The 18,858-nt window shown below is 71.0% G+C and carries 22 protein-coding genes and 1 pseudogene; 17 read left to right on the top strand and 6 right to left on the bottom strand.

The window, feature by feature from the left end:
- The first annotated feature begins 98 nt into the window (after positions 1-98).
- The 3 genes from ACFVYN_RS14400 (at position 99) to ACFVYN_RS14390 (ending at position 1,533) form a co-directional block, all read left to right on the top strand.
- On the top strand, positions 99-602 hold the full coding sequence (locus tag ACFVYN_RS14400) for a MarR family winged helix-turn-helix transcriptional regulator (RefSeq protein ID WP_209440215.1): 504 nt from the start codon (positions 99-101) through the stop codon (positions 600-602).
- 150 nt (positions 603-752) lie between these two features.
- Positions 753-1,256, top strand: coding sequence for a sigma factor-like helix-turn-helix DNA-binding protein (locus ACFVYN_RS14395; protein ID WP_389997423.1), 504 nt, complete (start codon positions 753-755; stop codon positions 1,254-1,256).
- A 28-nt stretch (positions 1,257-1,284) separates the two neighbouring features.
- Positions 1,285-1,533 (top strand): hypothetical protein, encoded by a 249-nt coding sequence (locus ACFVYN_RS14390; RefSeq protein ID WP_389997420.1) that lies wholly within the window; start codon positions 1,285-1,287, stop codon positions 1,531-1,533.
- 7 nt (positions 1,534-1,540) lie between these two features.
- On the opposite strand, the gene ACFVYN_RS14385 is transcribed toward ACFVYN_RS14390, so the two are convergent.
- Positions 1,541-2,698, bottom strand: coding sequence for a cystathionine gamma-synthase (locus ACFVYN_RS14385; protein WP_389997418.1), 1,158 nt, complete (start codon positions 2,696-2,698; stop codon positions 1,541-1,543).
- A 195-nt stretch (positions 2,699-2,893) separates the two neighbouring features.
- On the opposite strand from ACFVYN_RS14385, the gene ACFVYN_RS14380 reads away from it, so the two are divergent.
- From ACFVYN_RS14380 to ACFVYN_RS14365, 4 genes and pseudogenes are all read left to right on the top strand, one after another.
- Positions 2,894-4,012 carry a hypothetical protein gene (locus ACFVYN_RS14380; protein WP_389997415.1) on the top strand — a complete coding sequence of 373 codons (1,119 nt, stop codon included), beginning with the start codon at positions 2,894-2,896 and terminating at the stop codon, positions 4,010-4,012.
- A gap of 126 nt (positions 4,013-4,138) precedes the next feature.
- Positions 4,139-4,813, top strand: coding sequence for a peptide-methionine (S)-S-oxide reductase MsrA (msrA, locus tag ACFVYN_RS14375; RefSeq protein WP_389997412.1), 675 nt, complete (start codon positions 4,139-4,141; stop codon positions 4,811-4,813).
- A 35-nt stretch (positions 4,814-4,848) separates the two neighbouring features.
- On the top strand, positions 4,849-5,493 hold the full coding sequence (locus ACFVYN_RS14370; RefSeq protein ID WP_389997409.1) for a hypothetical protein: 645 nt from the start codon (positions 4,849-4,851) through the stop codon (positions 5,491-5,493).
- A pseudogene (locus tag ACFVYN_RS14365) lies at positions 5,494-5,637 on the top strand (peptide-methionine (S)-S-oxide reductase); the annotation flags it as partial.
- 63 nt (positions 5,638-5,700) lie between these two features.
- On the opposite strand, the gene ACFVYN_RS14360 reads toward ACFVYN_RS14365, so the two are convergent.
- The gene (locus ACFVYN_RS14360; RefSeq protein WP_389997406.1) at positions 5,701-6,363 is read right to left on the bottom strand and encodes a hypothetical protein; all 663 of its coding nucleotides are present in this window, start codon (positions 6,361-6,363) and stop codon (positions 5,701-5,703) included.
- A 107-nt stretch (positions 6,364-6,470) separates the two neighbouring features.
- Between ACFVYN_RS14360 and ACFVYN_RS14355 the strand changes: the two genes are divergently transcribed.
- The 3 genes from ACFVYN_RS14355 to ACFVYN_RS14345 all read left to right on the top strand — a co-directional run bounded on the left by ACFVYN_RS14355 (position 6,471) and on the right by ACFVYN_RS14345 (position 8,827).
- The gene (locus ACFVYN_RS14355) at positions 6,471-7,064 is read left to right on the top strand and encodes a DUF4291 domain-containing protein (protein ID WP_389997403.1); all 594 of its coding nucleotides are present in this window, start codon (positions 6,471-6,473) and stop codon (positions 7,062-7,064) included.
- Between the two features lie 89 nt (positions 7,065-7,153).
- The gene (locus ACFVYN_RS14350) at positions 7,154-7,813 is read left to right on the top strand and encodes a HEAT repeat domain-containing protein (protein ID WP_389997696.1); all 660 of its coding nucleotides are present in this window, start codon (positions 7,154-7,156) and stop codon (positions 7,811-7,813) included.
- Between the two features lie 3 nt (positions 7,814-7,816).
- Positions 7,817-8,827, top strand: a complete 1,011-nt coding sequence (locus ACFVYN_RS14345; protein WP_389997400.1) for a MerR family transcriptional regulator — start codon at positions 7,817-7,819, stop codon at positions 8,825-8,827.
- Between the two features lie 47 nt (positions 8,828-8,874).
- Here the strand turns inward: ACFVYN_RS14345 and msrA (ACFVYN_RS14340) are convergent, their stop codons facing one another.
- Positions 8,875-9,387 carry a peptide-methionine (S)-S-oxide reductase MsrA gene (msrA, locus tag ACFVYN_RS14340; RefSeq protein WP_389997397.1) on the bottom strand — a complete coding sequence of 171 codons (513 nt, stop codon included), beginning with the start codon at positions 9,385-9,387 and terminating at the stop codon, positions 8,875-8,877.
- 174 nt (positions 9,388-9,561) lie between these two features.
- Here msrA (ACFVYN_RS14340) and ACFVYN_RS14335 point away from each other — a divergent pair, with 174 nt between their 5' ends.
- The 3 genes from ACFVYN_RS14335 to ACFVYN_RS14325 all read left to right on the top strand — a co-directional run bounded on the left by ACFVYN_RS14335 (position 9,562) and on the right by ACFVYN_RS14325 (position 12,193).
- Positions 9,562-10,665 (top strand): AI-2E family transporter, encoded by a 1,104-nt coding sequence (locus tag ACFVYN_RS14335; RefSeq protein WP_389997394.1) that lies wholly within the window; start codon positions 9,562-9,564, stop codon positions 10,663-10,665.
- Between the two features lie 180 nt (positions 10,666-10,845).
- A complete protein-coding gene (locus ACFVYN_RS14330; RefSeq protein WP_389997693.1) occupies positions 10,846-11,766 on the top strand; it encodes a DUF5829 family protein in 921 nt (306 codons plus the stop codon).
- Positions 11,767-11,881: 115 nt separating this feature from the next.
- Positions 11,882-12,193, top strand: coding sequence for a hypothetical protein (locus tag ACFVYN_RS14325; protein WP_389997391.1), 312 nt, complete (start codon positions 11,882-11,884; stop codon positions 12,191-12,193).
- Between the two features lie 39 nt (positions 12,194-12,232).
- Here the strand turns inward: ACFVYN_RS14325 and ACFVYN_RS14320 are convergent, their stop codons facing one another.
- On the bottom strand, positions 12,233-12,616 hold the full coding sequence (locus ACFVYN_RS14320; protein ID WP_389997388.1) for a VOC family protein: 384 nt from the start codon (positions 12,614-12,616) through the stop codon (positions 12,233-12,235).
- Between the two features lie 88 nt (positions 12,617-12,704).
- On the opposite strand from ACFVYN_RS14320, the gene ACFVYN_RS14315 reads away from it, so the two are divergent.
- Genes ACFVYN_RS14315 through ACFVYN_RS14305 form a run of 3 tightly spaced genes read left to right on the top strand, consistent with a single transcriptional unit; the run spans position 12,705 to position 15,851 of the window.
- On the top strand, positions 12,705-13,757 hold the full coding sequence (locus tag ACFVYN_RS14315; protein WP_389997385.1) for an iron-siderophore ABC transporter substrate-binding protein: 1,053 nt from the start codon (positions 12,705-12,707) through the stop codon (positions 13,755-13,757).
- 4 nt (positions 13,758-13,761) lie between these two features.
- Positions 13,762-14,748, top strand: a complete 987-nt coding sequence (locus tag ACFVYN_RS14310) for a FecCD family ABC transporter permease (protein WP_389997382.1) — start codon at positions 13,762-13,764, stop codon at positions 14,746-14,748.
- Positions 14,749-14,792: 44 nt separating this feature from the next.
- Positions 14,793-15,851 (top strand): FecCD family ABC transporter permease, encoded by a 1,059-nt coding sequence (locus ACFVYN_RS14305; RefSeq protein ID WP_389997691.1) that lies wholly within the window; start codon positions 14,793-14,795, stop codon positions 15,849-15,851.
- A 73-nt stretch (positions 15,852-15,924) separates the two neighbouring features.
- On the opposite strand, the gene ACFVYN_RS14300 is transcribed toward ACFVYN_RS14305, so the two are convergent.
- Positions 15,925-16,965 (bottom strand): NAD(P)-dependent alcohol dehydrogenase, encoded by a 1,041-nt coding sequence (locus ACFVYN_RS14300; RefSeq protein ID WP_389997379.1) that lies wholly within the window; start codon positions 16,963-16,965, stop codon positions 15,925-15,927.
- A gap of 180 nt (positions 16,966-17,145) precedes the next feature.
- Between ACFVYN_RS14300 and ACFVYN_RS14295 the strand changes: the two genes are divergently transcribed.
- Positions 17,146-18,048 (top strand): helix-turn-helix domain-containing protein, encoded by a 903-nt coding sequence (locus ACFVYN_RS14295; protein ID WP_389997376.1) that lies wholly within the window; start codon positions 17,146-17,148, stop codon positions 18,046-18,048.
- Between the two features lie 7 nt (positions 18,049-18,055).
- On the opposite strand, the gene ACFVYN_RS14290 is transcribed toward ACFVYN_RS14295, so the two are convergent.
- Positions 18,056-18,826: a group II truncated hemoglobin gene (locus ACFVYN_RS14290; protein ID WP_389997373.1), complete on the bottom strand. Its 771-nt coding sequence runs from the start codon at positions 18,824-18,826 to the stop codon at positions 18,056-18,058.
- Positions 18,827-18,858 lie beyond the last annotated feature (32 nt).

The following is an 18,858-nucleotide window of genomic DNA, read 5'->3' as shown; positions in this document are numbered from 1 at the left end:
CAGCGCTGGTACGACCTGCCTCCCGGCCGCGTACTCTGTCCCCCAATTCAGCTGCCCCTTCATGAAGTGAGCCTCCGGCCATGCCCACAACACCTGGAATGTCGATGGACATGACGACCGTCGGTGACACCGGTCTTCTCGACACCCTGCAGCACGAGGTGGCGGTCTTCGCCCGTCGTGCCGAACAGACCCGGCTCGGCGGGGTGGGGCAGGTGCGCAACTCCATGGACCGCGCCGCGTACCTGCTGCTCAACCGGCTCGACAAGGAAGGTCCGATGGGCGTCAAGGCGCTCGCGGCGAGCATGGGCATCGACTCGTCGACGGTCACCCGGCAGGTGGCGCCGCTCGTCGACACCGGCCTGGTCAAGCGCACCTCGCACCCCGAGGACGGACGCGCGGTGGTCCTCCAGCTGTCCCCGCGCGGGCAGTCCCGGTTGGAGGAAGTGCGCTCCTCGCGGCGTCAGTTGATGGCCGAGCTGACACACGACTGGGCGCCGGAGGAGCGCGAGGCGTTCTGCACGCTCCTCACGCGCTTCAACACCGCGCTCTCCTCCCGGATGGCGGCCCAGGGCGTTCCGGGACCGGAGGCGCAGTCCTCCTAGGCTCGCGTGAGGCACGCACGCGCGTGGGTAGCGCCCCGCCTCTTGACCGGACGGCCGCGCCGGGCCTCATATGAGATCGGGTCCTTCGAGACCGGGTCCTCGTGGTCGTACGAAGCCGTCGTACGGCCACCCCGCGGGCGGGGAGGTGCGGTGCGGCAACGGCAGGTGGTCCAGGGCACGCGTCGGACCAGGGAGTTCGAGGCGTTCGTCGCGGGCGCGGCCGGGCGGCTGCTGCACACCGCGACACTCCTGACGGCGGAGTCCCCCGACAACAACCCGCGCGCACGGCGTCTGCTGACGCTGGCGCTCGCCCACACGTACGCGTGCTGGGACCGGCTGCGCGGCGAGGACCCCTACGACCGGGCCCGCCAGTACCTCGCCCTGCGCTTCGCACACGGGGCGTGGCGCCGCCACGGCGTCCTGTTCGGCGGCCGCACACACCCCTCCGGCCCGTTGTCCCGGCTGGCCCCCCAGGAGCGGCTGGTCCTGGTGCTGCGCCTCTACGAAGGTGTGGCCGAGGAACAGGCGGCGGCCCTGCTCGGCCTGCCGGCGGAACGCGTCCGCACGATCTGCGACCGGGCGACGGCGACCCTGCTGGACCCACCGCGTGGGCCGGCACCGGCGGTGGTGGGGGCGAAGGTGGCGGCGTCATGAGACGAACGGCCTGCGCCGGGAGGTGTCCGTGAACCGGAGCCAGCGCGAGGCCGCCGTGCGCCGGCTCATGGAGCGCGGGACGCCACAGGTGCCGCCGGATCTGTACGGGGACGTCGTGCGGCGGGGGTCACGCATGCTGCGGCGCAGGGCCGCGGCGCGCCGGCTCATGTGGCTGCTGCTGCTCGCCGCGAGTGTGGCGTTCACGGTGTGGGCGCTGACCGCGCGCCCCTGGGTGGAGCCGCCGTCCACGACGACTCCACCGATGACGGGCTGGTGAGCCCGGCCTACCTGGCCAGCGCCTGCTGGAGGTCCTCCAGCAGGTCGTCGACGTTCTCGATGCCCACGGACAGGCGTACGAGGTCGGCGGGCACCTCGAGGGCGGAGCCGGCCACGGACGCGTGCGTCATCCGGCCGGGGTGCTCGATCAGCGACTCGACGCCGCCCAGGGACTCGCCCAGCGTGAAGATCCTTGCGCGGTTGCAGACCTCGACGGCCGCCTCCTCGCCGCCCTCGACCCGGAAGGAGACCATGCCGCCGAAGGACCGCATCTGCTTGGCCGCGACCTCGTGGCCGGGGTGCTCCTCCAGGCCCGGGTACAGCACCTGCGTCACGCGCGCGTGCCGGGTCAGCATGTCGGCGACCTTCGTGGCGTTCTCGCTGTGCCGGTCCATGCGCACCGACAGCGTCTTGGCGCCGCGCAGCACCAGCCACGAGTCGAAGGGCCCGGCGACCGCGCCCATCGCGTTCTGGTGGTACGCCAGCTCCTCGCCGAGCGTCTCGTCGGCGGCGACCAGCGCGCCGCCCACGACGTCGGAGTGGCCGCCCATGTACTTGGTCAGGGAGTGCACGACGACATCGGCGCCGAGCGCCAGCGGCTGCTGGAGGTAGGGCGTCGCGAAGGTGTTGTCGACGACGAGCCGTGCGCCCGCGTCCCGGGAGACCTGGGCGATGGCGGCGATGTCGGTGATGCCGAGCAGCGGGTTGGAGGGGGTCTCCACCCATACAGCCTTGGTCTTGGGGGTGATCGCGGCCCGTACGGCGGCCGGGTCGCTGGTGTCGGCGACCGACCACTCGACGCCCCAGCGGGCGACGACCTTCGCGAAGAGGCGGAACGTGCCGCCGTACGCGTCGTTGGGGATGACCACGTGGTCGCCGGGGCTGAGCAGCGTACGCAGCAGGCAGTCCTCGGCCGCCAGTCCGGACGCGAACGCGAGACCCCGGCGGCCGCCTTCGAGGGCGGCGAGGTTCTCCTCCAGGGCGGTACGGGTCGGGTTGGCGCTGCGGCTGTACTCGTAGCCACCGCGCAGACCGCCCACGCCGTCCTGCTTGTAGGTCGAGACCTGGTAGATCGGCGGGACCACCGCTCCGGTGAGGGGGTCCGCGGTGTTGCCCGCGTGGATCGCGAGGGTCTCGAAGTGCTGACTGATGTGCCTGTCGCTCATGGGCTCCGAGGGTAGTCCGCCCGGAGCGCCGATGACGGACGGCGGGCTCCGCACGGCGGTACGGCAGGGTTTTCCCCAGGCGTCCGGCCTGGTCGCGGAGAGTTTTCCCCAGGGCGTCCGGGCCGGTCCGTGGAGTTTTCCACAGGGCGCCGAGCGGGTTGGGCAATTGTCGGCGGCGTCTGGAACTCTTGGGGCATGGAGATTCTCTGGGTCCTGATGGCGGCGGTCCTGCTGGGCTTCGTGCTGCTTCCGTTCCTGCGGCGCGGGCGGGGCGGGATCGAGCAGGTCCCGGCCGGCCACCCGGACGCCGCGGACCCGGAGGACTACGGCTTCCTGCGGCAGGAGGAGCTGGACATCCGCATGCCCGGCCCCGACCAGGATCTGCTGGACGTCCTGGACCTGGTGCAGCGCACACAGGACTACAAGGCCGCCTCCCAACTCCTGGCGGGCACCGAGCGGCAGGGCGAGCTGCGCTGGCAGCGCGTGCAGGCCTTCGCCGGAGCCGCCTCGCTGGAGCTGCGGCAACGGCCGGGCGGGGTCAGCGAGGCGCCGGGCGGACAGTGGCTGCGGGTGTGGCGGGCCGAGCAGCCCAAGGACGCGGGCGGCGCGGCCGTGCACGCGGAGTTCCTGGTGCAGCAGGCGTGGCGGACGTCGACCCCGGGCACGGACGATTTCCGGATCATCATGGAGGAGGCGAAGGCGGCCTGCGGCGAGGCGGCACTGCTGGCTCCGGGCGATCCGGTGCCGTACATCGTCGAGCTCTCCGTCGCGCGCGGACTGGCCTACCCCCGGGCCGAGTTCGAGCAGCTGTGGCTGAAGATCCTGGACCGCGCGCCGGCCCACATGGGGGCGCATCTGGCCGCGCTGCACTACTGGTGCGAGAAGTGGCACGGCTCGCGGGAGTTGGCCTACAGCTTCGCGGAGGCGGCGGCCGCCCGCGCCCCGCACGGTTCACTGCTCGCCGCCATGCCGTTGTTCGCGGTCTTCGAGCACCTGCCCGAGGTCAATCTGGTCAGCGGTTTCTACCAGAGCGAGGTCGTGACCAAGGCGGTCCACGGCGCGCTGCACGCCGTCCACTCCGCCCGCGCCGACGACCCGATGGCGGCCCATGTCCGCCACCTGCTGGTCTTCTTCCTGGTGCGCGGCGAACGCTGGGCGGAGGCCATGAACCAGCTGGTCCACGTCGACGGCCACATCGGGGCCCTGCCCTGGACCCTGTCCGCCGACCCGGCCGCGGAGTTCGCGATATACCGGGCGCTCGCGGTGGCGGGGTACGAGGCGAACGGCGGGAGTCCGGCGACGCTGACGCAGTGAACGCGACAGCGAGGCGGGCGCGGCGCCTGCGGACCGACGCCGGGCTTGCCGGAATGCGGCCCGGCACGGAAACGTTCCCGGTGCCGACACCCCTGTGCGACGCGCACGAACGAAGGAGCCCACGCCATGCTGTTCGGCCGTACGCCCGTCCTGCCCACCCGCGAACAGGCGCTGAAGGGCCGCTCCGAGCCGGCGTACACGGTCCCCGGCCGGCACACCGTCCTCGGCACCCCGCTGCTCGGCCCCTACCCTGAGGGCTACCGGATCGCCGACTTCGGCCTGGGCTGCTTCTGGGGCGCCGAGCGCATGTTCTGGCAGCTGCCGGTGGGAGTGTGGACGACGCTGGTCGGCTACCAGGGCGGCCACACCGAGAACCCCATGTACGAGGAGGTCTGCTCGGGTCTCACCGGCCACACGGAGGCGGTCCGCGTGGTCTTCGACCCCGCCCTCATCTCGTACGAGCGCCTCCTGAAGACCTTCTGGGAGTCCCACGACCCCACCCAGGGCTTCCGCCAGGGCAACGACGTCGGCACCCAGTACCGCTCGGCGATCCACACCCACACCCCCGAGCAGGCAGCGGCGGCGGAGGCGTCCCGCGCCACGTACCAGCGAGTCCTCACGGCTTCGGGCCACCGCGGCACGATCACCACGGAGATCCTCCCCGCGGAGGGCCGCCCCTTCTATCCGGCGGAGGGGTACCACCAGCAGTACCTTTCAGGCAGCAAAAACCCGGACGGGTACTGCGGGTTGGGTGGGACGGGTGTCTCTTGCCCGATCGGTGTGGCCAAGGCCGAAGGCTGACGTCAGGGGTGGCCTTCGGAACGTACGCCCGCAGAGTGCGTGACGAGCGTTCGCCGCTCGTCAGACGCCACGCGGCGCTGAGGTGTGCCGTCGGCGACTACGGCCCGCTCGGCTTCAACGCGACCTGGGCGTATCTGAGCGCGACGGCGTGCCCCGCCCCTGATCTGCGCAGGGATTCGCCAGCGTTGTTGCGCGCGCTGGGCACGCTGGAGGAGAGCCGGGCCGCGCACCTCGCCGAGATGGAGACCTTCGCCGCCCGCCGCCAGGGGGAGAAGGCGGCCGGCCGTCGAACTCCACGGGCTTCCGACATGGCCGCTCTGCGTTTTCCGCGCTGGCCGAGTTCGTCGCCTCCTTCCCGATTGGGGCTGATCGCCGCCGTAGCGAACCGACACTCGGCGTTCCAGCGCATCCCCTACCCGGACGAGACGCTCTCCCCCGACATCGAGGTACGCCAACTCGCCCACCTGCACGCCCGGCTCGAAGACTGCGCCGCGTCCTACCTAAGGGCCCTCGGTCGCCTCGACCGCCGGGCGGCAGCGGAACTGACCGACACCGTCCACGGCATCCACAGCCTTACCCGGCCGGGCTACTCGCCCCTGAACATGTACCTGCTCCAGTGGCTGCGCTTCGCGAACCTACTCACTTACGCCATTGAGGAGTCCTTGACGATCGAGCACTGACACCAGCAGTACCTGGACAAGAACCCGGCGGGTTACTGCGGGATCGGCGGGACGGGGGTCAACGTAAGTACCCCGTTCGGGACGAACTGGGGGGCGTCCTGCCCGACAGGCGTCGCACCGGCACCGGAGGCGAGAGAGAAGTAGCCGGTGGCGCGAGCATCGGCACCTGTGCAGAGAGCGAACCGTGGCACAGCAATGTGTTCGGTGCTACGGCTCGACTCCCCCGCGCAGCCCCCACTTGTCCAGACCTGAGTAGATGAGCGCCGTGCGACCTTTGGGAAAGCCGAAACACTCGGCTTCTCCGGAATAGACCGCCACCAACGAGTCGGTTCCGCGCCACCAGGTGTCCGCCAGGCCCCTCACCTCTCGTACCGGCTCGTAGGCGTCAAGCGCGATGCGATCGACCTCGTCGCCGATGACCTTGGTGATCTGCTTCGCCCAGCCGGATGCATGGTGGGCCAGAGCGAGCGACTCCACCCAGCCCTCGACAGTCGCATGCAGAGGGGTCCACCGCTCCGCGTGAATGCCGAACTCTCCCTGCGGTCCGATCATGAACGAGTACGGGACTGCGGTCCTCTGCGTACCTGCTTCGAACCACCATCCCTCGGGCAATGAGCCTTCAGGTGAGTCGGGATCGAAGTACTTGGGGCCTCCGTCGTACTGCGGAGCGGGCGGCAGGAGCAGTCCACCCCACCGCTGTTGAAAGCAGGCCATCCGGTCGATCACCGCAGTCGGAACTTGCCGATCGAGCCACCACTGCCGGTGCTCCGCAACCGATCGGACGTCGACCTTGACGCCGTGCGCACTCACAAAGGACCGGGCTCTTCGTGTCAGCCCGTCGGGCACGTCGTTGACGAGGTCGAGGTTCACCGAGAGGACGGTAGCCGGTACGTCGACATGCGGGGCAACTGTCGCTTTCCCCAATACGCACAGAAAACCGGTGGCCGCCCGCGCCGGCCGACTCCACGCTGTACGTCATGGAACAACCGCAACGCGGAATCCGCGCGGCCTACGCGGACACCACGATCACCGTCTACCAGGCGTACGCCCCGGAAATCGGCCTGCCCGCCGTCCGGGAGGGCCGTTTCCCCGCCGGGTGGAAGCGCGACAGGATGACGTGGATCAAGCCTTCGTTCCTGTGGATGATGTACCGCTGCGGCTGGGGCACCAAGGAGGGGCAGGAGACCGTTCTCGCGGTCGAGATCAGCCGTGACGGCTTCGACTGGGCGCTGAGGCACGCATGCCTGTCGAGCTACGCTCGCGGCACACACCCCGACCGGGCCACCTGGCAGCGTCAGTTGAAGCGCGCGCCGGCTCGCGTGCAATGGGACCCCGAACGGGATCTGCACCTGCAACCCCTGCCGTACCGGTCTCTGCAACTGGGACTCTCCGGAGAGGCCTCACGACGCTATGCGGACGAGTGGACGATCAGCATCCGCTACGTGACCCCACTCGCCCACGAAATCCACGCCATGGTCAGAGGTGGCGAGTTGGACTCCGCCACGCGCCTGCTGCCCGAAGAACGTCCCTATCCCGTCGAGGACGACCTTCTGGCCCACCTACGCGAATAAGTGCCTCCGCCCACTCCGGGCTCCGGCCCATTGACCTTGACACCGTGACAAGGCCTTCACTGCTTGCCGAGGAGGTGGTCTCGGTGACCATGACGGAACAGGGTGCCCAGGTGATGCTCAAGGGACTGGAGGACCCTCGTTCGTCCGTGCGGCTGCGGGCGGCCCTGGGGGTCGGTACGGCGCCGGATCCGCGGTTCGTCGACAAGCTCGTCGAGCGGTGCGCGGTCGAGCCGGAGTTCTTCGTCCGGGACATGCTCACCTGGGCCCTCACCCGCCACCCGGTGTCCGTGACGCTCCCCGCGCTGTTCCGCGAAGTGGGCTCGGAGCGGGCGCAGGCGCGGAGTCAGGCGTTGCACACGCTGTCGAAGATCGGGGACCGGCGGGCGTGGCCGGCGATCACCAGGGTGCTCCTGTGCGACGGCGACGACGAGGTGGCGCGCAGTGCCTGGCGGACCGCGGTGGTGCTGGTGCCGGAGGGCGAGGAGTCCGGGCTGGCCACCGTACTGGCGACGCAGCTGGGCCGTGGCGGGCGGGAGACGCAGCTGAGTCTCAGCAGGGCGCTGGTGGCGCTGGGCGAGGTCGTGCTGCCGGTTCTGCGTGCGGCGACGACGGCCCCTGACCGGCGTGTGCGCACACACGCGTTCGCCACGGAACGGCTGCTGCGCGACCCTGATGCGGGTTTCGAGTTCGCGATCGAGGAGGCGAAGCGCGCAGTGGCCCTCGGCGGGGACGGCCAGGAGGGACGATAGGGCGTGTTGATCGGTGAGGTGGCGCGACGGTCCGGGGTCAGTGCCCGCATGCTCAGGCACTACGAGTCGCTCGGCCTGCTGCGCCCTTCGGGCCGTACGGGCTCCGGCTACCGGGAGTACTCCGGCGACGACATCCGGCGGATCTTCCACGTCGAGAGCCTCAGGTCGCTGGGGCTGTCGCTGCGTGAGATCGGGCGCGCGCTCGACGATCCCGGCTTCACGCCCTCGGCACTCGTCGACGACCTGATCCGTCAGACGCGTGAACGCATCGCGGCCGAGACCGAGTTGCTCACGCGGCTGCGCCGGATCGATGCCGCGGAACCCGCCGGCTGGGACGACGTACTCCAGGTCGTCGTGCTGCTTCGGGCGCTGGGGTCCAAGAGCGCCGCCGCCCGTCAGCGTGCCGCCCTGTCCTCGGCCGACGAGATCCGCGTACCGGTGGAGGCCCTGGTCGAGGCGGTCCTCAGGGAGACCGATCCGATCGTCGCCGGGGCCCTTCGATGGGCGCTGGCACGCTCGGGCGACGGCGGTACGGCACTGCTGGCGGAGGGTCTCGGCTCACCGTCGGCCGCGGTACGGGAGCGTGCCGTCCGGTCCCTCGCCGAGATCCCGGGCGAGGAGTCCGCCGCCGGGCTGCGCGAGGCTCTCGCGGACCCCGATGCCGTGGTCCGCGGCCAGGCGGCGCTGGCACTCGGTACGCGTGGCGTGACCGATGCCGTCCCGGCGCTCATCGACATGATCGTGGCGGGGCCGAACGACACCGACGCGGCCGACGCGCTGAGCACGCTGGCGCGCGACACCGCGACCGCGGATGCGGACCGGATCGCCGCCGGGCTCGTCGACCGCCTCGCGCACGACGCCACCGAGGCGCCCGCCCGCGCCCGGCTGACCCAGGCACTGGCGGACATCCCCGGAGCCACGGCCGCACGCGCCCTCGTGGAGCTGTCGTACGACGGGGACCGCGCCGTCGCGCTCACCGCGACGTATCTTCTGCGGCTCCGCGAGACCCGCTGACTGACGAACCTCTCGGCGGCCGAGCAGGCCTACGGACCGCCTCGGGGTCAGCCCTCCGCGCGGGCGGGCAGCCGCCATCCCGGCCGCGGGAAGTGGCAGGTGTAACCGTCCGGGTAACGCTGGAGGTAGTCCTGGTGCTCCGGCTCGGCCTCCCAGAAGGGGCCCACCGGCTCCACCTCGGTGACGACCTTGCCCGGCCACAGACCGGAGGCGTCGACGTCCGCGATCGTGTCCTCGGCGATCCGCTTCTGCTCGTCGTCCACGTAGTAGATCGCCGAGCGGTAGCTGAGGCCGATGTCGTTGCCCTGGCGGTTCTTGGTGCTCGGGTCGTGGATCTGGAAGAAGAACTCCAGGAGCGTGCGGAAGTCGGTCTGCTCGGGGTCGAAGAGGATCTCGATGGCCTCCGCGTGCGTGCCGTGGTTGCGGTACGTCGCGTTCGGCACGTCACCGCCGGTGTATCCCACCCGGGTCGCCGTGACGCCCGGAAGCCGGCGGATGAGTTCCTCCATGCCCCAGAAGCATCCGCCCGCCAGCACGGCCCTCTGTGTCTGCGCAGCCATCGCTGTCCTCCCATATCTGCTCGCTCGGGCCGCTCGGCCGGCAGACCGCCGGCATCCCCTGCCCACTCCCCCTCAACGCGCGCGGGCACCGGGCGATTCCACGGCCCGACCGGTGACGCAGCCACGGTGCCGGTGTGACGTGAGTACCCATAGGGTGCCTCCGTGACTGCGAACTTGAGTGCTACGAGAACCCGCGCAGCGCTGCGCACGTCGGCGCGGGCCTCCGCGGAGTTGCTGCTCATATTGCTGATGATCGCGGTGAGCCTGTGGTTGTTGGGGCGGATGTGGTCGGTGGTGTGGCCGCTCGTGATCGGTCTGCTGCTGACCACGCTGACCTGGCCGCCGACCCGTTTCCTGCTGCGACGCGGGTGGAAGCCCGCGCTCGCCGCGTCGACGGTGACCGTGCTGTTCCTGCTGGTCGCCGCGGGGGTCGTGGCGCTGATCGCGGTGCCGGTGGCGTCTCAGTCCGGCCAGTTGACCGACGGGGTGGTCGACGGCGTCCAGAAGGTGCGCGAGTGGGCCGCCGGGCCGCCGTTGAACATCGGTGACGCCCAGATCGACAAGGCCTTCGACTCCGCGGTGTCCCGGGCGCAGGACGGTCTCGGCAGCATGGTCGGTGCTGTGGTCACGGGGGTGAGCACCGTGGTGAACGGCCTGGTCACCGCCGTCCTGGCGCTGTTCCTGATGTTCTTCTTCCTCAAGGACGGCCCGCGGTTCCTGCCGTGGCTCGCCCGTCAGCTGCCCGGTCGGCTCTCCACCGACGTCCCGACGGTGGTCGCGCGCGGCTGGGACACGCTGGGCTCCTTCGTGCGTTCCCAGGCGGCCGTCGGCCTGCTCGACGCCGTCCTGATCGGCCTGGGTCTGTGGATCCTGGGGGTGCCGCTGGTGCTCCCGCTGGCGGTGCTGACCTTCGTCTCCGCGTTCGTGCCGATCATCGGTGCTTTCTTCGCCGGCTTCGTCGCGGTTCTCATCGCGCTGGTCTCCAACGGCCTGACGGACGCGCTGATCGTGCTGGCCATCATCGTGGTGGTGCAGCAGCTCGAGGGCAACGTGTTCCAGCCCATGATCCAGAGCCGGGGGCTCGGTCTGCACGCGGCGGTCGTCCTGCTGGTGGTGACGCTGGGCGGCAACCTCGCCGGAATCGTCGGAAGTCTGCTCGCGGTACCGGTCGCCGCGCTGATCGCGGTGATCTGGGACTACGTGCGCGAGCAGCTCCAGGAGCCGTCACAGGACCGGGGCGGCGACGAGCCGGAAACCGGCACCGCCGCCCCGTCCTGAGCGGTCCGGCCCCCGGGGGCGGCGGCCCACACCGCGCCAGAGCCGACGGCCGTCGGGCGGTGCCATGGACCTCCCCGCCGAACGCCACATGTCAAGCATTTCGACCTCGTTGAAAAAGACCCGCGGCCGCCGCCTCCCCGCCCTACGATCGCCCGCATGATGATTCCGCGGATATTACGGATGATCGTCGTGCTCGCTGTGGCCCTCGCCGGAGCGATCGGGGGTGCTGTGGGGACGGCACAGGCCGAGGGGAACCGGTCCTCGTCCGACCGGCAGCTGTTGTTCTACAACCATTCCTACGGGGTTTTCGACCGGGAGACCGCCGACGCCATCGAACACTCCGACTACCTCAGGGAGTTCGCCAACTTCCAGGTCCGCACCACGACCGGTACCGGCGGACAGACCTGGACCGGCCGCTACCTGATGGGCCGCGAGACCTATCTCGAACTGTTCGGGGTAGGTGACATCGCCGGCCAGGACGGCACCCTCGGCTCCGCCGGGCTGGGCCTGTCCACCGAACAGGACGGCGACCTGGCGACGGTCACCGAACGACTGAGGAGCGAGGGGGTCGCCGACCCCGTCGAGTTCCTGCAGACCCGGGACTTCGGTGACGGTGTGCCCGTGCCGTGGTTCGACGCCGTCCTCACCGCCACCGAGTACGACGCCTTCGGTGCCTGGGCGATGGAGTACCGGCCGGAGTACTTCGCCGATCCCCGCAGCAACACCGAGCCCGCGAGCTTCCCCGGTGACGTGGGCCGCGAGCGCGTCCTGTCCGACGACTACCGCACCCACCTGATGCGTGACGTGACCTCCGTGCGCATCGCGGTCACCGAGGGCGACCTCGCCGACACCGTGCCGCTGTTGCGGGCCGGCGGGTTCGCCGTCAAGACCGTGACGGGCGGCGGCGTTGTCGCACAGGGCGGCGGCACCACGATCCGGCTCGACGCCGTCCCGCGCGAACAGGCGGGCTTCCAGCGGGTCGAGATGTCACTCAACCGGCCCGTGAAGGACCGGCACGTGGAGCAGCTCGGCCACTCGACCCTCACGGTCGGCCCCGGCAGCCGCGCGGTGTGGACGTTCGCAGCCAACGGCACCCGGTAGGCGGTTGGACAGTGGGTGCGCCCTCTCGCCCGAGGGGGCGCACCCACACCGGCGCCGGCCCGGGTCCGCGTGCCTGCCAGGCTGGTTCGATGATGTACACCGTGACGCAGAGCCGATGACTTCCGCTGACGACGCCGAGCACCTCTCCGCCCTGTGGCAACGGCAGTGGCCCCAAGGCCCGCCCGTCGCGCATGAGTTGCGGGGCGACTATCCCGATCGCCGACGAGAACGATCCCGCCCCCGAGACGCGATCCTCCGGGAGGTCAACGACGTGCTCGCCGGGGTGTTCGTGACGGACACCGGGATGCGGCGCATCCATCATCCCTACGCCGGTGGCGCGGACGTCGTCCTCGCGTCGGCCGGTGAACGGGACCGGCTGCGCGAGCAGTTCGGCGGCTGGGTGTCTCCGCACGCGTCCGGACTGTGAAGCAGCATGCAGGTGAAGGTCTTTGCCGCCTGGGGAACGTCAGCCCCCGCTGCCGTACGGCCGCGTCAGGACTTCCAGTCGGTGGCCGTCCGGATCGTCGAAGTAGGCGCCCCGGCCGCCGTCGTTGTGGTTGATCTCGCCGGGGCGGTGGTGGAAGGGGTCGGCCCAGTACGTGAGGCCCGCCTTCCGGATCCGGGCGAAGATCGTGTCGAAGTCGTCCTCGGAGACGAGGAACGCGTAGTGCTGCGGCGTGATCTCGTCGGTCGTGTCCATGTAGTCGAGGGTCACGCCGTTGGGGATCTCGACCGGGACGAAGGGGCCGTACCGGGGGCTCACCCTCAGGCCCAGGATGTCGGCCAGGAAGCGGGCCGAGGCGTGCTTGTCGCGTGCGGTGACGATGGTGTGGTTCAGCTGAACGGTCATCGCTACCTCCTCGTTCAGACCATACTCCGGAACCAGCTAAGGTAAGGCTTGCCTTAGCAGACCGAGAAACCCCGAGCCCGGAGCAGCCGTGCGTGCAGCAGCAGTGAAGGCCGTCGTGGCCGCGACCGTCGTCGGAGGGCTGCTCGCCGGCTGCTCGTCGTCCTCGTCACAGACGGCCGGGAGCACCGAGAAGGCGGCCGGCGACCGCAATTCCGTGCGGGGCGCCTCCGAAGGACCCTCCGCCGCACCGAGCACCCTCGCCGACGGCATGGGCTCCGACCAGGACAAAGACGGCGCTTTCCCACGCGCGGTCACGCACTTCGAGGGCAGGACCACGGTCAAGGCCCGGCCGAAGCGGATCGCCGTGCTCAGCACCGGTCAGCTCGACGACCTGCTGTCCCTGGGGATCGTCCCCACGGCCACCACCCGCGCCGACAACGCCGGGCTCGTGCCCGGCTATCTCGCGGACGCCTTTCCGACGTACAAGAAGCCGCTCGCGGACATGACCGACGCGGGTACGCGCCAGGCACCCAACCTGGAGACGCTGGCCGCCGCCGAGCCCGACCTCATCCTCGCCAACGACTCCCTCGGCGACCTCTACCCCAAGCTGTCGAAGATCGCGCCCACCGTGATCACCGCGGGCAACGGCATCAACTGGAAGCGGGACCTGCTGCTCGTCGGCGACGCGGTCGGCAAGGGGCAGGCGGCACGGAAGACGCTGAACGGCATCGTCGCCGACGCCCGGGCCAAGGGCCAGCGGATCGACGGCGACCCGACCGTCTCCATGGTGCGCTTCACACCCGACCGCACCCGGATGTTCGGCGTCTCCTCCTTCACCGGGTCCATCGCCGTCGACATGGGGCTGTCACGGCCCAAGTCCCAGCGGTTCCACGCCATTTCGCAGGACATCGGTGCCGAGAGCGTCGACACCGCCGACGGGGACTGGATCTTCTACTCGGTACAGGGGGACGCCTCGACGACGGATGCCGCGAGCGTCGTGGCCGGGCCCCTGTGGAAGTCGATGAAGGCAGTGAAGGCCGGGCAGGCCGTGAAGGTCGACGACGACCCCTGGTACCTCAACGCCGGCCCGTCCGCCGCACGCCTGGTCATCTCCCGACTCGCCGACACCGTCGGCAAGTAGCCGCGTGATACGTCGTCTCGCCTGGCCGGCGGCTGCCCTCGCGGTGGCCGCCGCCGGGCTGCTCAGCCTCGCGGTCGGGACGCGGGCGGTGCCGCTGTCCGCCGTGCTGGACGCCCTGCTGCACGGCGGCGGATCGCCGGACGCGCTGGTCGTACGGTCGCTGCGGGTGCCGCGGACCGGGATCGGGCTGACGGCTGGGGCGGCGCTGGGTGTCGCGGGGGCCGCGCTCCAGGCCGTGACGCGCAATCCGCTCGCCGATCCCGGCATCCTCGGGCTGAGTCAGGGGGCGGCCGCGGGGGTCGTCGTCGCGATCTCGCTCGGGCTCGCGAACGGGTTCTCCGGGTACGTCTGGTACGCCTTCGTGGGGGCCGTCCTCGCCGCCTGTCTCGTGTACGGGATCGCGGCCCGGGGGCGGGAGGGGGCCTCGCCGGTGAAGCTGGCGCTGGCGGGTACGGCGTTGTCGGCGATGACGGCCGGGGCCACGACCGTGGTCCTGACGTCGAGTTCGGCAACGCTCGACCAGTTCCGGTTCTGGCAGGTGGGGGCGCTGAGCGGGCGGGACGCGGGGACGGTCGTACGCATGCTGCCGTTTCTCGTCGTCGGGGCGGTGCTGGTGCTGGGGTGCGCGCGGGGGCTGGACGCATTGGCGCTGGGCGACGAGACGGCTCGGGCGCTCGGGCACCGGGTGTCGTGGGTGCGGGGGGCCGCGGCGCTGGGGGCGGCGCTGCTGACCGCGGCGGCGGTGGCCTCGGCGGGGCCCATCGCGTTCGTCGGGCTCGCGGTGCCGCATCTGGCCCGACGGCTGGTGTCGGGCGGGCATCGGGCGGTGCTGCCGTTGTCCGCGCTGCTCGGGGCCGCGTTGTTGGTGGGGGCGGATGTGGCGGGGCGGATGGTGCGGGCCCCCGCGGAGGTGCCGGCCGGCGTGATGACCGCGCTGGTGGGGGTGCCGGTGCTGGTGTTTCTCGTACGGCGTCGGGGGGCCGTCTCGTGAGAGGTGCCCGGCGTGCTGCCGCGCCCGTGGATGTGCCTCGCCCTGTGGTCTCGGGGCTGCGGGGGCGTCGTGGCCGGACGACTGCGGTCCTGCGCCCCCACCCCCGCCTCTCTCTCCTCGTCCACCGCCGTTCCGTCGGCGTGGCCCTCGTCCTGCTCACCCTCCTCCTCGCCGTCATGGTCGTCTCCGCCTGTCTCGGGCAGACGTACGTCTCCCCCGCCGAGGTCTGGCGCACCCTCCGTACCGGAGCCGGGCCGTACGACCTCGTCGTCAACGAGCTGCGCGTCCCCCGGATCGTGCTCGGCGCTCTCGTAGGGGCCGCACTCGGGCTGTCCGGGGCGCTCGTGCAGACCGTCACCCGGAACCCGCTCGCCAGTCCCGACGTCATCGGCGTGGGGCATGGCGCCGCTGCCGCCACCGTGCTCGCGCTCGCCACCGGGACGGTCGGCTCCCCCGCCGCCCTGCCCCTCGTCTCCGTCGCGGGAGGTCTCGGCGCCGCCGCGCTCGTCTACGTACTCGCCTGGCGGCACGGCATGCAGGCGGGCCGGTTCGTGCTCACCGGGGTGGGGATCGGCGTGGCGCTGTCCGCGATCGTGCAGCTGTACCTCACCGACGCCGAGCTGGAGGCCGCCGAGCAGGTCAAGCTGTGGCTGACCGGAAGCCTCAACGGGCGCGGGTGGCAGCAGGCGGGGCCCCTCGGCGTCGTACTGCTGCTGTGTCTGCCCGCCCTGGTGTGGGCGAGCAGGGCGGCGCGGCCGCTCGGGCTCGACGCGGACACCGCCGCCGCGCTGGGCGTGCGGGTGGACCGGGTACGGCTCGGGCTGACCGTGCTCGGAGTGGTACTCGCCGCGACCGCCACCGGGGCCGCCGGACCGATCGGCTTCGTCGCGCTGACCTCGCCGCAACTGGCCCGACGGCTGACCCGGACCCCCCAACTGCCGCTGGTGTCCTCGGCCCTGACCGGTGCGCTGGTCCTGGTGACCGCCGACCTCACGGCACGGACGCTGCTCCCGCCACTGGAAATCCCGGTCGGGGCACTGACCTCGCTGGTCGGGGGGCCGTACCTGCTGTGGCTGCTGGGGCGACGGACGGCCGTACGGTGAGCCGCCCCGGGGCGACGACACACGCCGAAGGGCCCCGGCGCAAGACCGGGGCCCCTCGTTCACGCCATGGGTGTCAGATCGTGGAGGTGTCGATCACGAAACGGTAGCGGACGTCGCTGTTGAGGACCCGCTCGTACGCCTCGTTGATCTCCGAGGCGGCGATCAGCTCGATCTCGGCACCGAGGCTGTGCTCCGCGCAGAAGTCCAGCATCTCCTGGGTCTCGGCGATGCCGCCGATCGCCGAACCGGCGAGGATCTTGTTGCCGCCGATGAGGGAGAAGAGGTTGATGGCGACCGGCTCCTCGGGGGCGCCGACGTTGACCAGCGCGCCGCCCGTCTTGAGCAGGCTCAGGTACGCGCCGAAGTCGAGGGGCGCCGAGACCGTGGAGAGGATGAGGTCGAAGGAGCCGGCCAGCTCCTTGAAGGTGTTCTCGTCGCTGGTGGCGTAGTAGTGGTCGGCGCCCAGCTTCAGGCCGTCGTCCTTCTTGCGCAGGGACTGCGACAGGACGGTCACCTCGGCGCCCAGCGCGTGCGCGATCTTGACGCCCATGTGGCCGAGGCCGCCCAGGCCGATCACGGCGACCTTCTTGCCGGGGCCCGCGCCCCACTGCTTGAGCGGGGAGTAGGTGGTGATGCCGGCGCACAGCAGCGGGGCGGCCACGTCGAGGGACAGGCCGTCGGGGATGCGGACGACGTAGTTCTCGTCGACGACGACCTTCTCGGAGTAGCCGCCGTAGGTGGGCTCGCCGTCCTTGCCGATGCCGTTGTACGTGGCGACGTTGCCCTGCGTGCAGTGCTGCTCGACGCCGGCCTTGCAGTTCTCGCACTCACCGCACGAGTCGACCATGCAGCCGACGCCCACGCGGTCGCCGACCTTGTACTTGGTCACGCCGGGGCCGACCTCGGAGACGACGCCCGCGATCTCGTGGCCCGGGACCATCGGGAAGATGGCCTCGCCCCAGCCCTCACGGGCCTGGTGGATGTCGGAGTGGCAGATACCGGCGAACTTGATGTCGATCAGGACGTCGTGTTCACGGACCGCCCGGCGCTCGATGGTGGTGCGCTCCAGGGGAGCCTTCGCGGCGGGGGCGGCGTATGCGGCGACAGTGGTCATGCCGGGGGTTCTCCTAGCGAGGGGGTTCGTGCCCGGCTGCCTTCTGTCCATCCGTCCGGGCACGCTCTACAGAGTGCCCCACCCGGCACGATCCACCCAGAGCACAGCTTTGCGTACGTCCACTGGTCCTACTACTGGCGGGGACAGGATGGTGGGCGTACCACCATGAATACTTGACGCATGGACGACATGGCCGAGGAACTGCCCGGAAGCGGCTCACTGGACCGGCGCGCCGAGCTCAGCGAGTTTCTGCGCACCCGGCGGGCCCGGCTGAAGCCGGAGGACGTGGGGCTGCCGGACTTCGGGCGGCACCGCAGGGTACCGGGACTGCGCCGCGAGGAGCTGGCCCAGCTGGCGGGCGTCTCCGTGGCGTACTACACCCGCCTGGAGCAGGGCAACGGACGCAACGTCTCGACGGAGGTCCTCGGCTCGATCGCCCGCGCGCTGCGGCTGACCGACGCCGAGCACGCGCACCTCGAGCATCTGGCGAAGCCCAAGCAGCACAAGAAGAAGGCGGCTGCCCGGACCGAGCAGGTGCGCGGGGCGATCCGGCAGCTGCTGGACTCGGTGGACGTCCCGGCGTACGTCTCGGGGCGGCGCTCGGACATCCTCGCCTGGAACCGGATGGCGGCGGCGGTCTTCGGGGACTGGTCGGAGCTGCCGGTGCAGGAGCGCAACTGGGCCCGGCTGGTGTTCCTGCGGCCTGAGTACCGCGAGCTGTTCGTGCCGTGGGAGCAGAAGGCGACCGACATGGTGAGCTATCTGCGCATGGACGCGGGCTGCCATCCGGACGATCCGCGGCTGTCCGCCCTCGTGGGTGAACTCTCCGTCAAGAGCGAGGAGTTCAGGCGTCTGTGGGCCACGCACGACGTCAAGGAGAAGAACTTCGGCGTCAAGCAACTCCGCCACCCGCTGGTCGGCGAACTGACCCTGAACTTCGAGTCGTTCCCGCTCTCCGACGGCACCGAGCAGGCCCTGGTCACCTACCACGCGGAACCGGGCTCCCCGTCGGCCGACGCGCTCCGGCTGCTGGCGAGCTGGGGCGCGGACGCCACCCGGGCGGGCGAGTCCGCGCACTCCTGACCCGCTCTCAGCCCTGGTACGGCGGTGCCGCCCCCCAGTTCCAGTTCGGCACCGGCTGCTCCGCGGGCGGCTTGGCGTCCGGTCCGGAGAAGTGGACCGCGAGCCGGGTGCCCCACTCCACGTAGGCGAGGAACGCCGAGCGGAACTCCGGGTCGGTGGGGAGGCCGGCCTCGTCGGCGGCGTCCTGGATGAGGTTCACCCAGCGGCGGCGCTGCGGTTCGCTGATGTCCCGGCCCAGGTGCTTGGCGACCATGTGGCCGTGGCCGCCCTGGGTCTCCGAGTAGGCTGCCGGGCCGCCGAAGACCTCCGCGAGCCACAGGGCGACGTGCTCGGCGTGCTCGGGGGCCAGGCCCGCGAACACCGGGGCCAGGAGGTCGTCGGCGAGGACCTTCTCGTAGAACACCGTGGTGAGCCGGCCGAAGGCCTCCGCGCCGCCCGCCCACGCGAACAGGGTGGGGACGGCGGCGCCCCGGCCGCGGACCGTCGTCGGTTTGTAGTGGCGCGTCTCCTCGATGTTCCCGGTGTACGGCTGGATCTCGGCGAGGAAGTCCTGGAACAGCTCCGACGTGCGGAAGCCCTCCAGGTGGTCCTCGGTGGAGGTCCAGGTGATACGCAGGACGAAGTGCTCGAAGTCCTCCTCGCAGCGCGCCAGTTCGTAGTCGACGCACTGCGGGGCCGCCGCCAGCTGGACCGAGGCGTGCGTGTAGGCGGACAGGAACTCCGCCGAGCGGTCTTCCGGGATGCGGTAGCGGATGTACTCGACGGTTTCTGTGGTCATACGGCCACTCAAACACGAGTGGCCCGTCCGAA

Origin of the sequence: Streptomyces sp. NPDC058307 (assembly GCF_042880295.1) — a bacterium.
Lineage (GTDB): Bacteria > Actinomycetota > Actinomycetes > Streptomycetales > Streptomycetaceae > Streptomyces.
This window is presented reverse-complemented; position numbering and strand designations above follow the sequence as displayed.